Annotated in this window: 11 protein-coding genes and 1 riboswitch; of the genes, 1 reads left to right on the plus strand and 10 read right to left on the minus strand. The window is 31.3% G+C overall.

Annotated features, from left to right (window positions below; all coding sequences use genetic code 11):
- Positions 1–151 precede the first annotated feature (151 nt).
- Complete coding sequence (locus tag J1C67_RS18835; protein WP_167867407.1) at positions 152–1,144, minus strand: 2-keto-3-deoxygluconate permease; 993 nt, start codon at positions 1,142–1,144, stop codon at positions 152–154.
- A gap of 32 nt (positions 1,145–1,176) precedes the next feature.
- Positions 1,177–2,349, minus strand: a complete 1,173-nt coding sequence (locus J1C67_RS18840) for an NAD(P)-dependent malic enzyme (protein WP_167867408.1) — start codon at positions 2,347–2,349, stop codon at positions 1,177–1,179.
- Between the two features lie 356 nt (positions 2,350–2,705).
- Here J1C67_RS18840 and J1C67_RS18845 point away from each other — a divergent pair, with 356 nt between their 5' ends.
- Positions 2,706–3,269, plus strand: a complete 564-nt coding sequence (locus J1C67_RS18845; RefSeq protein ID WP_243176853.1) for an ATP-binding protein — start codon at positions 2,706–2,708, stop codon at positions 3,267–3,269.
- Positions 3,270–3,436: 167 nt separating this feature from the next.
- Here the strand turns inward: J1C67_RS18845 and J1C67_RS18850 are convergent, their stop codons facing one another.
- The 8 genes from J1C67_RS18850 to J1C67_RS18885 form a co-directional block, all read right to left on the minus strand.
- A complete protein-coding gene (locus J1C67_RS18850; RefSeq protein ID WP_243176855.1) occupies positions 3,437–3,718 on the minus strand; it encodes a GNAT family N-acetyltransferase in 282 nt (93 codons plus the stop codon).
- Positions 3,719–3,729: 11 nt separating this feature from the next.
- Entirely contained in the window at positions 3,730–4,743 is a 1,014-nt protein-coding gene (gene rsgA, locus J1C67_RS18855; protein ID WP_167867409.1) for a ribosome small subunit-dependent GTPase A, read from the minus strand.
- A 472-nt stretch (positions 4,744–5,215) separates the two neighbouring features.
- Positions 5,216–6,523, minus strand: coding sequence for an MATE family efflux transporter (locus tag J1C67_RS18860; protein ID WP_167867410.1), 1,308 nt, complete (start codon positions 6,521–6,523; stop codon positions 5,216–5,218).
- A 64-nt stretch (positions 6,524–6,587) separates the two neighbouring features.
- Positions 6,588–6,767, minus strand: a riboswitch (guanidine-I (ykkC/yxkD leader).
- A gap of 190 nt (positions 6,768–6,957) precedes the next feature.
- On the minus strand, positions 6,958–7,587 hold the full coding sequence (locus tag J1C67_RS18865; protein ID WP_167867411.1) for a class I SAM-dependent methyltransferase: 630 nt from the start codon (positions 7,585–7,587) through the stop codon (positions 6,958–6,960).
- A 55-nt stretch (positions 7,588–7,642) separates the two neighbouring features.
- On the minus strand, positions 7,643–8,119 hold the full coding sequence (locus J1C67_RS18870; protein WP_167867412.1) for a MarR family winged helix-turn-helix transcriptional regulator: 477 nt from the start codon (positions 8,117–8,119) through the stop codon (positions 7,643–7,645).
- A gap of 786 nt (positions 8,120–8,905) precedes the next feature.
- Positions 8,906–10,045 (minus strand): exosporium glycoprotein BclB-related protein, encoded by a 1,140-nt coding sequence (locus J1C67_RS19755; protein ID WP_167867413.1) that lies wholly within the window; start codon positions 10,043–10,045, stop codon positions 8,906–8,908.
- A 262-nt stretch (positions 10,046–10,307) separates the two neighbouring features.
- On the minus strand, positions 10,308–11,396 hold the full coding sequence (locus tag J1C67_RS18880) for a HAMP domain-containing sensor histidine kinase (protein ID WP_207253538.1): 1,089 nt from the start codon (positions 11,394–11,396) through the stop codon (positions 10,308–10,310).
- The gene (locus J1C67_RS18885; RefSeq protein ID WP_167867414.1) at positions 11,393–12,067 is read right to left on the minus strand and encodes a response regulator transcription factor; all 675 of its coding nucleotides are present in this window, start codon (positions 12,065–12,067) and stop codon (positions 11,393–11,395) included. The genes J1C67_RS18880 and J1C67_RS18885 overlap by 4 nt, the downstream gene beginning before the upstream one ends.
- Positions 12,068–12,286 lie beyond the last annotated feature (219 nt).

The following is a 12,286-nucleotide window of genomic DNA, read 5'->3' on the forward strand; positions in this document are numbered from 1 at the left end:
ACACGGAACCATAGAAGACCATGCATGCAGATAGAAGGATTAATATAGGAATAGATACTTCAATCCTATTATATATCACTTCGTTCATTATTGTCTTCCATTTTTCCGTGTTTAATTTAACAGCTATCTAAATATCTTATTTACCGCTTATTTATGAAATAATTATTTTTTTATCCTGAGCTGCTTCCTCATCTAATTTTTTCATTTTATTTTTTCTAAGCAATTTAAATGCATAAGAAACAATAAATGGACAAACAATAGCAGATACTACACATGCCGCTGCAACTTGTGCAGTAGCTATTGTTGCTATAGCAGCTAATGTTGGATCTGCAGCTGCAACAACAGCTGGTGTCGCTACAGCATTCCCTGCAGTTGACCCTGTTGCTAAACCAATTATAGGCTCTTCTTTAAATAATTTCAGAAGTATATAAGCTCCTATTCCAGTAAAGGCAGCTATTATTCCTAATAATATACCAGGACCTCCAGCCTTTACAATAGTTCCAAGATTCATTCCTGCACCTAATGGAAATGAAAAGAATGGGATTAATAATAATTTACTGCTTCCAAGGAATTTTCTCATATCAGGATCAATATTTCCTAAAATCATTCCTATTCCTATTGGAATTAATACTGCTACAAGTGACATAATAGGAACTTGAGCAAGTCCTGATGCACCTAATGCAACTAATGTAAAAAATGGACCATCTTTTAAAGACAATAACGCATAAGCACCTACATCAGTTTCATCACCATATTGTGAAGCAAGCGATGCATATAACCCACCATTACAATTTGTTAATGCCGCAAGGATCGCTAATGGTGATAAACCTAATACTCCCGTAGGCCCAAAAACTTTTCCTACAAATATACCAATTCCAGCACCTACTATAAATTTTCCTGTTATTAATAGTGCACCTTTTTTTAATGCCTTTGGCGCTAATGTGAAATTAATTTGTGAACCAATTAAAAACATAAAACAAGCCAATATTGTTGTTGATGCAGTTGAGCTGAATAATGCGGTTGTAAAGCCACCAATTTTTAGAAATTGTGGGCAAAATGTATTAACTAATACCCCTAAAAAAAGTGGAACAACCATCATACCGCCTGGAATTTTATCAAGTGTTCTCTTAATTGGAATTTTCATTATTATATACCTCCTTGTATATATTATTTAATCTATATTCTCGCTACTCCTGATTCTCTAGCAGCTTTTGCTATTGCATCTGAAACTGTTTTTGATACCTTTTTATCTAAAGCACTAGGGATAATATAATTTTCATTTAACTCATCTTCTTTAATATAGTTAGCTATTGCATACGCTGCTGCAATTTTCATTTCTTCATTAATTTCCCTAGCTCTAACATCTAATGCTCCTCTGAATATTCCTGGGAATGCAAGTACATTGTTAACTTGATTTGGGTAATCTGAACGTCCTGTACCTATTATTCTCGCACCTGCTGCTTTTGCTTCATCAGGCATTATTTCAGGTGTTGGGTTTGCCATTGCAAATAGTATAGAATCCTTATTCATTGACCTCACCATGTCTTGATTTACTACTCCAGGAGCAGAAACCCCTACAAATACATCTGCACCTACTAAAGCATCAGCTAAAGATCCCTTAATGTTATCTGGATTTGTTCTTTCTGCTAAATCTGTTTTAGCATCGTCAATTTTTTCCATACCTCTATATAGAATCCCAACCTTATCACAAGCAATTAAATTCTTCACACCTGATAAAAGTAATAGATTTGAAATAGCAGTTCCTGCAGATCCAGCTCCATTTACAACTACTTTTATATCTCCAATTTTCTTTCCAACCACTTTTAATGCGTTAATCATCCCTGCAAGCACTACTATAGCTGTTCCATGTTGGTCATCATGAAATACTGGTATATCAAGTTCTTTTTTAAGTCTAGCTTCTACTTCAAAGCATCTTGGAGCACTAATATCTTCTAAATTAATTCCTCCGAAGCCAGGTGATATAAGTTTTACAGTTCTAACTATTTCATCAACATTTTTTGTATCTAAGCATATTGGAAATGCATCTACATTTGCAAATTCTTTAAACAATATTGCCTTACCTTCCATAACCGGTAACCCAGCCTTAGGACCTATGTCTCCTAACCCTAAAACTGCTGTTCCATCTGTAACTACAGCTACTAAATTTCCTTTCGAAGTGTATTTGTACACGTTTTCCTCATCCTCATAAATTTTCCTACATGGTTCAGCAACCCCTGGAGTATATGCTAAACTTAAATCATCTTTTGTTATAATTGCTACCTTTGACACTACCTCTATTTTACCTACCTTTTGTTCATGTAATTTTAAGCTTTCTTCATAATAATTCATAATGATTCATCCTCCATTTATATATTTTTTTGTAATCGTTTGCCTCAACTAGATAATAGCATCAATATTAAAATTTAAAAATATTATATAAATTAAAAATTAATTATGGTCATAAACAATACTTTGTTATATTATTAACACCCCTAAATACCATAATTACTCAAAGAACTGTACTTGTCCTCCTTCTTTATATCTACGAATCTTTGAATTTCAGGTATCCAATTCAACTTAAATACACCAGTTTTCCCATTTCTGTTTTGACCCTGCCCGCCTTTGGTGTACCTATTATCACTTCACAAATACCTTTTCGGGTGGCTATCTCTTCTGGTGAAAAAGTCTGTTCTGTAGGTGGCCTATTGATATTTGGTAAGATGCCGAGTAATAGCTTACCTCAAAATGGCATTAGTTTTGCTCATTTTAATGGAAATGACATTTCAGATGAGTTAATCGATAAAAAAGTGATTGAAGGAAGAATTCAAGAAATAGCTGAAAGTACACTTACTATTATAAAAAATAATATATTAACCCCATCAACTATAAAAGATCTTAAGAGAACTGAAAAAGAGGATTATCCTCTAATAGTTTTAAGAGAGGCTCTAGTAAATACATTAGTTCATAGAAATTATAGTATTTATGGATCTAAAATTAGAATTTTCATGTTTAATGATAGAATAGAATTTAGAAGTCCAGGAAGATTACCAAACACTGTAACTACAGAAAAGATGAAAGTTGGTGTGTCCTTTGCTAGAAATCCATTTCTTGTTAAATATATGGAGAATATGAGGTTTATAGATCAGCTTGGGAGAGGTATTCCAATGATAATTAAAAATATGATGTCAATATCCAACATAGAGCCAAAACTTCAAGAGTTAGGTGAGGAATTTATACTAACAATATATAAATCAAAAAGTAAATTTTAATAACTATATTTTAAAAGCCCCTAGGTATTGATTCAAAATATGAATTAACACCTAGGGGTATTTTAATATAGAACATTCTCTAAAGTTAAAGTCTTCAATATTTTCAAGCACTACTTGTACCTTTATAAGTTACTAAATAATAAATAAGTCTATCAAAGTTCTATATATTATTTAGTAGAATTAAACCAATCTTCCTCCAATATGGAATATTGGTAGGCATCATGCCATATTGCCTTCCCATCAATTGTTTTTTTGAAATAAGCTGGTTTTCTAAAATGTCCCTCTCTTATCATTAAAAGTCGTTCCAACAACCTCGATGATGGCGTATTTTCGGGGTTACACTTACCAATAACTCTATGAACAGTAAATAGCTTCTGCCTTACTTGCATCTTCATTATAAACATCATATGGTTCATATTTAACAACCTATTTTTGAGAAAGGTATTCATATAAATCTTTTCTAATATATCTTTTTCTTTCCTAGTTTACTTGATTTTAATTCTTGATATTTTAGCTCTTTTTGAAGTTTTCTGTAGTTTTCCAAGCGTTGCTCATCAATATCACCATTCTCTATTGCTGCTCTAACAGCACATCTTGGTTCACTTTCATGATTACAATCAGAAAATTTACATTTTAAAGCTAGGTTTTCAATATCCGAAAAAGTCTTATTAAAATCAGCACTAGAAATTTGTAACTCCCTCATTCCTGGAGTATCAATAACTACTCCTCCATTAGGTAGAATCACAAGTTGTCTATAAGTAGTAGTATGTCTACCCTTACCATCATTTCTTAACCCACCAGTAGCCAAAACTTCTTCATTCATCAATCCATTAACTATTGTAGATTTCCCAATACCTGATGAACCAATAAATGCTACTGTCTTATTTTCCATTATATATGATTTTATTGAATCATATCCGTCCTCATTAATACTACTTGTTACTGAAACATCTACCCCTATAGCTACTGTTTCAACCTCTAATAATTTTTCCTGAACATCATCGCAAAGGTCTGATTTGGTTAATACTATTACTGGGGTAGCCATGCTATCCCAGGCAATAGATAAATATCTTTCTAATCTACGAATGTTAAAGTCATCATTCAGTGCCATACAGATAAACACTATATCAATATTAGTAGCAACTATTTGTATATCGCTTCTATTTCCTGCAACCGTTCTCTCAAAGCTGCTTTTTCTTCTTAAAACATGATGAATAATTGCATTACCACTATCATCACTTATCCTATCAACCATAACCCAATCGCCTACTGCCGGAAAGCTTTCTGTTCCAAAGGCTTTAAATTTAAACTTACCTGAAACCTCCGCCCATAATTCTCCATATTCAGTAATTACTTTATACTTGTCTTTATGTTGAACAGATACTCTTGCTAAATATAAGCTCTCTTCATACATAGTTGACTCTTGTTTAAACCTTTCTGTTAATCCAATATTATACAAATTAATTTTATTCATTTTTTCTCCTCCTACATTGTGGTTCTAAATTAAAACTTACTATGCCAGGAGGTATTTAGTATTTAATATCTATTAATTAATACATACCTCCTGCGTTAATACACTATTTATTATAAATCCTCTATATATCTTAATCATAAACCATCACTCCTTTTTAAGTATTGACTTCGAATAAATTACAGTATTTATTCATTATTTAATCATTTTCTATTTTATCATATTTTTGTAATTTTAGTAACTATTCACTATATTAATCAAATTTATTTTTGGTGAATGGAACATACCTCTTACTTCACACTTTTCTTACTGTTATTCCTCAACATAAGAATGTTGCGTACCATTAGAAATCAACTTACCCTAGCAACCACTACTTCAGTAAGTAGACTAGGTGAGTGGGCCTACATGTGCTAATTATTGTATAGAGCCTGGTCAGTCCTTCGCTGGATACTAGCTCTATTTTTTTGTTTTTTATTTAAATTAACTGTTTCTTATCCTTAATCAGTAATAAGAATATGCAAAATACTGTTATTTCTGATGCTACTATACTTAACCAGATACCTTTCACCCCTAATATCATTGGCAATATATTTATGAATATTAATATAAATATTAACCCTCTACATAAAGATAACCAAGTTGCCCTTTTTCCTCTTCCTGTTCCTTGCAAGTAACTTATTTGTATTAAGTTTAGTCCCATAATAGGAAAAGCTAAAAAGTATAAACTAATTCCTTCTTTAGTTACATCTAATATGTCACTCCAATCTTTAGTGAATATAGAAGAAATTTTATCGGGGAACAAATATCCTACTGTTATAAATAATAGCCCTATTCCTACTGCCAGTATTCTTCCAACCTTAACTATATTCTTAATGTCTTCATGCTTTCCTGATCCATAGTCATGGCTTATACTAGGTAATATTCCTTGACATATCCCTGTAAATATCGCTACCATCATTAATGAAATATTAGAAATTATACTATATGAAGATACTCCAATTTCACCTATTGTCTCTAACAACTTTCTATTAAATAAAAAAATTGCTACTCCTGATGACATTTCTATAATAAAACTCCCAACTCCAATTACAACTATTGCTTTAAAAATAATTTTATCAAACCTAAACTTTTTAAAATCTACTTTAATTTCTCTATTCTTAAAATGTGTTAATAAAATTAATAATGATACAACTGATGATATTCCAGTTGCTATACCTGCACCTTTCATTCCCATCCCTAATGGAAATACAAATATATAATCTAAAATAACATTTGTTATTCCACCAGCTCCCATTGCTATCATACTTAACTTTGCTCTATTTTCATGTTTTACTAAAATTGAAATATTATATACCATTAAAAAGCTAGGAATAAATATAATTATACTTCCTAAATACTCCTTAACTAACATTATATTATTATCATTTGCTCCTAAAAACATTGCTATGTTTTCTAAAAATAAAAGACCTATTATAGTATATATAATACCAATAGTTACTCCAATCACTAATGAATGCAGAACAGATTTTTCACCCTCTTCTATATTATTTCTTCCTCTACTCATTGACATATAGGCACCTGAACCCGTACCTAAAAGTATTCCGGTCCCAAATATTAAATTATAAATAGGTAACCCAATATTAAGTGCTGCTAATCCCTCTTTACCAATCCCTTGTCCTACTATAATAGTATCAAAAAGAATATATAGGGAAACCATCATCATTCCCCCAACACTTGGTAATACATTTTTAATAATTAAATTTCCTATTTTTTTATCTTTCATTTAAAATTCCTCCTCGACTTACTTTTTTAACATAGAAAAAGCCCGAGAAGATATGATTAACACATCCTCCCGGGCTTTTATCCCTCCGTGGCCACAAAAATATTGTGGGTTTTCTCTCGGACCAGTCCAATTATCTTAATAAGCTATTTGCTTTAATTAAATATATTACTCCATATTAACATTAGAATAAATTATCTAAAAACATAACTATCAAATAAATTGCGGAACCCTAGAAAACTATTTAAAATCTTAAATTTTCACGACTTTAACTATACTTAACATTATACACTATCAAATTTATATTTTCAATAAAGTCTTATTAATAATGTCTCCAGTATCATTAACTTCAATTACCTTTTCTAAATTTCCCTTTGCCATTTCTTCATTGAACAATTCTTATTATTTTTCATATGTTCCATTTCTTTTGAACAATGCTATAGTTCTTTTTGACATTTTACCATTATAAATTTAAATGGAGGTTTATTTGGCATATTTTTATGTGGCTCAACAACTTCTGAAACTTCTACGAGTCCATATTTTCCAAATTCTTCTTTTACCGAGTCTGAGTCATAAAAGAACATTTTTACACCTTCCATTATCTCGAAATAGTCTTTGCCAAGTTGTTTGCCCTTTCCAAACATTGGGGCTTCTTTTGAAATAGTAGTAAAAATCATATATCCGTTTGGCTTTAACTGATTATAGCAATCTTTAATAAACTTCTTTCTCTCACTATTACTTAATAAGTGAATAAGTGCATAACTAAATATACCGTCATAAAGTTTGTTATCAAAAGGCATATCAGCTACTGAACCATTAAAAATATTAATATCAATTCCATTCTGCCTTGCCAAATCAATGGCTGTTTTTGAAATCTCAATCCCTGTTATATTTATTCCGTTGTCAATAAAAATCTTTGCGTTTCTACCATATCCAATACCAGGTATCAATATATCCCGAGCTTCCTTTTCAATAAAAAAATCCTTTGTAACCATTGCTGAGTCTGAGGGTTCAAATCCCCACATAATTTGATTTTCTATAAAAGTTGCTTCCCAAAATTCTGTCATATCTATTTCTCCTTCGTATTTTATTTTAATAATATACTAACTTCTTCAAGATAATTTAATAATGTTCTTCATCTCCATTAGTTTTATCAGCCTTACTATTAGCACTTAGCATAGTATGGAATTTTTCTAATCCATAAATCATTTTTTCTATATCTTTAATGTCTGTATTTTTAATAGTATCTAAAATACAATTTTTTTTAATATAAGTACTATCCGTATCTTTAATAAATTCAGGTGAAAGCGATAGTCTAACTGTGCGACGATTATCCTCAGGTATTTCTCTCACTACTACACATTGTTTTTCAAGACGGTCAACAATTCCTGACACAGTACTTTTTGATAAACTTAAGTCCTCACTTAATTCCTTTAAAGTTATATAACTGGTACGTTTAAGTTGACGTACTGCCATTGCTTGAGGTGCTGTAAACTTATATTTTTTAAATTGTGCAAATGAAATCTTATGAAAATCATCCCAAAGTAAATTATAAAGATCTATTATTTCATCTGCATAATCTGCTGAATTTTTATTCATAATAAACAACTCCTTTATATTGAACGTTTTTAAGAACTGTTCGTGTATAAGTTCTTTTAACAATATTATCTTTTTTTATTATTGTCAACAATTATTAAAAAATAATAAAGGAGCTAAAATAGAAGATGGCGTAAGCTTTTACTCTAATATAGTTGATATTAATATCCTCATCTATAAATCTAAATAAATCCATACTTTTAAAACCTATATCTGCAAGTAATGTAACTCCGTACCCCTAGGGCGTTATAATTTTATGTAGGATTTAAGTCCTTGTTTTACATTCTTAAAATCTTTGTTTCCGTCTTCTTTATATAAATATTGTTCGAGTTATTTTTATAGGTTTTAAGGAATTTATAAATATAAAACTCATATAATTTTTTCGGACGTGGTGATGATAAAATCACCATCTTCTATAGTGTTTTTTTCAATTTTGAAATAATATATTCTTGATTGTTGATAATATAAACCACCTTTCTTATGTTGAGTTTGTTCTTCAAACCAATTTCACATTAGAATAGGTGGTTTTTTTGTTTTTCAGAATAGTAAATTTATTAAATTACTTATTTCCAATTATATGGTTACTAACTGTCCGTAGGTCAGATTCTGGAGCTAGTAAACACAGAATAAATCTTAGATTTTAGCCATCCATTTATTCAAAAAAATAGAATTTAATATTAGTCTAAATTTAATTATACTAACCTTAAATTCTACTAAGTTGATGACATTGGCCCCTGAGGGTACTTTTGAGTCGTCAGCTTGTCCGACTCAAAAGTAATAATTGTTTTGTTAATTTATTGTTATACTTGAACTAGCAAAACCTGTAATTGTAGTTGCTATTGTTCCTCTAATAGAGAATACTAATAATAAACGTGTTTCAGCTGATACACTTACATTAAGTGATGCTATTCCATGATATACTGTTCCTGCTAAAACATTTCCAGATACAACTGGAGATAGAGCTATAGTAGCTCCTGAAATAGGGCTAAATATATTGCTAGTTACTGAAGAAGCACTGTATAGTGTTGCAGTAATAGCTACAGGAGTTGCTAATGTTAAAGCTGAAGTATTACTAAAATATGCAGCTATTGATGTTATCGTACTATTTCTTGAAACTGGGAACGCCATATTATAAGCTAACGCTGTGGCTGGTGATAAGTTTATTGTTCCTCCTGAAAGTACACTTCCTGAAAATGAATTTCCAAAACCTAGTAAAGCTACTGAACCAACTGTTCCTCCTGCCAAGGTAGATAAAGTTACAGCACTACCTGATGCAAAAGCTATCATAGCTCCTGGGCCTGCTGCTCCTGTTTCTCCTGTCGGTCCTTGTGGTCCTATTGGTCCTTGTGGTCCTATAGGCCCTTGTGGTCCTATTGGCCCTTGTGCTCCTGCTATTCCTTGTGGGCCTTGTGGACCTACTAGTCCTTGTGCTCCTGGTAATCCTTGTGCACCTGTTGGTCCCGCTATACCTTGTGCTCCTTGCGGTCCTTGTTCTCCTTGTTCTCCTTGTTGTCCTGTTGGTCCTATTGCTCCTGCCGGCCCTTGTTCTCCTAGTGGACCTTGTAACCCTATTGGTCCTTGTGGTCCTTGTTGGCCTGCTGGACCTACTAACCCTTGTGGTCCCTGTGGTCCTACTGGTCCTGCTGGTCCTGATGGTCCTGATGGTCCTGATGGTCCTGCTGGTCCTACTGGTCCTGCTGGGCCTCTATCTCCTTTTTCTCCCTTTGGCCCTTGTGGTCCTCTTGGTCCCGGACATCCTTGTTCGCCTCTTGGTCCTGGGCATCCTTGTTCTCCTCTTGGTCCTCTTGGTCCTGGAGGGCATACTGGTTTAGGTTTGCATTTATGGTGTTCTTGTTTTTCTTCTTTACACTCTTTTGTTTCGCATTCATATTTACGATCAAGTTCTTCTAAATATTTATCTATATTCATTGTTTTCCTCCTCGATAATCCTTATATTTTTCATATATTACATCCTATTCTACTAACATATAAATGTTCTCTTATATTTATAAAAACTCTTAAACTTAGAAAAAATAGGGGTTCCAACTGGTAAATCGCAAGCTAGAAAGAACCCCTTGCCTTTAGGCTTGGGAGTTTCAGCTTTCACTTAGCTTACATTTCTGTAAAATATATAAATTCAATACTTCATATCAAAAAAGCAGATAATGATTACTCACTATCTGCTAAAAAATCACTCGCCATCAAAATATTTAGGCAACCTAATAATAAATCTAGTCCCCTTCCCTACACAACTTTCTATCTCAATTTCTCCCCTGCATATCTCTATTATTCTCTTTACAATTGCTAACCCCAAACCATTACCCACCTTAGAGTGGGATGTTTCTCCTTGATAAAATCTTTCAAATACTCTTTCTTTACTTTCTTCAGATATTCCTATACCAGTATCTGAAACTTTTACAACTACATCCTCTTCCAAATTTTTTAATTCTACAGATATTTTCCCTCCATCTTCAGAAAATTTAATTGCGTTTTCTATTAGATTTATCCATACCTGCTCTATTAAATCTTCATCACCTTTAAACACTACACTTTCTAAATTTATATCTAACTCTAAATTCTTTTTATCCCATCTATCTTCTAATAATAATATAACTTTTCTAATTTTCTCATCTAAAGAGAATTCTGTTATTTTGTTTGGAATACTTTGATTATCTAATCTAGATATTCTAAGCATGTTAGAGGACAAATTGCTTAACCGCTCTGTTTCTTCAATGATTATATCTATATATGCATCTCTTTTCTCTTCTGGTAAATCTTTGTTTTTTATCATTTCTACAAAGCCCTGAATAGATGAGATTGGAGTCTTAAATTCATGGGATACATTACTTATAAAATCCTTACGTAAATACTCCATATTTTTCAATTCAACTATCATTAGATTGAAATTTTTAGCTAATGTTCCTATTTCATCCGTGCTTTCATAATCTATGGATATATCAAAATTACCCTTTGATACTTCCTTTGTTATATTACTTATATATTTTATAGGTTTTGATATAGTCTTTGTTGCAAAAAACATTAATATAGATCCAATAATTACACATATAATCAAGGTACTCATAATCAATATTGACCTTTGATGTATTTGATTAACTTGTTCATTTGTATAATTCGAACTAATATCTGATATAATAGACTTCATAAAATCACTTTGAAATAAATACATTAATCCAAATGACGCAATACAAGAAAAAGAGAGAATCCCAATAAAAGTCAATGTAAACTTAGCTCTTATAGATTTTTTAAACTTATTTATCATACATACCTCTCCACTTTATATCCTAATCCCCTAATAGTTACTATTTTAAATTCTTCTCTCTCACTAAATTTTCTGCGAAGCTTTTTAATATGTGAATCTACAGTTCTTTCATCCACTTCTGTGTCCATTCCCCAAATATCATCTAATAATTGTTGACGAGTAAATATCTTTTTAGGATAACTTAATAGCTTATATAATAAATAGAATTCTTTTTTAGGAAGTTCATAAACCTCTTCTCCTGTATCTACTGTTAATGTGTCAGAATTTAATATTATATCTCCAATTTTCAATATATTTTCATTTATTATTTGGGCACGTCTTAATAGAGCTGAAACTCTTAATATCATTTCATTTATGTTAATTGGCTTTACCATATAATCATCTGTACCTAATCTAAATCCCATCTCTTTATCTTCAAAGCTATCCTTTGCTGTTACCATTAATACAGGCACATTATATCCTGATTTTCTTAATATATCTATTAACTCATAGCCATCCATAGTTGGCATCATAATATCGGTTATCAATAAATCTATTTTATTACTTTCTAATACTTCAAGTGCCTTTTCTCCATTTTCAGATTGAAAAATCTTATATCCTTCCATTTCTAATCTATCATACATTAATATTCTTAGATTTTTATTATCTTCTACCACTAGTATTGATACCATTTAGCTACTCCTTTTCTATTTATAAATCTTTATTGTATAATTAATAATTCTTTTCTTCTTCATAACTACATTTTTTATAATTATATACTACTTCAACTTTCTTTTCACTAATTCTATTGTACTTGCTATAGTATTTCTTTAAATTTCTAGGTAATAATAAAAAGGGCTGTTACACAATTAACTCTAGCTGTGCAACAACCTGATTTTCACTTATTTATA

The organism is Clostridium gasigenes (assembly GCF_017348895.1).
GTDB classification, from domain to species: domain Bacteria; phylum Bacillota; class Clostridia; order Clostridiales; family Clostridiaceae; genus Clostridium; species Clostridium gasigenes.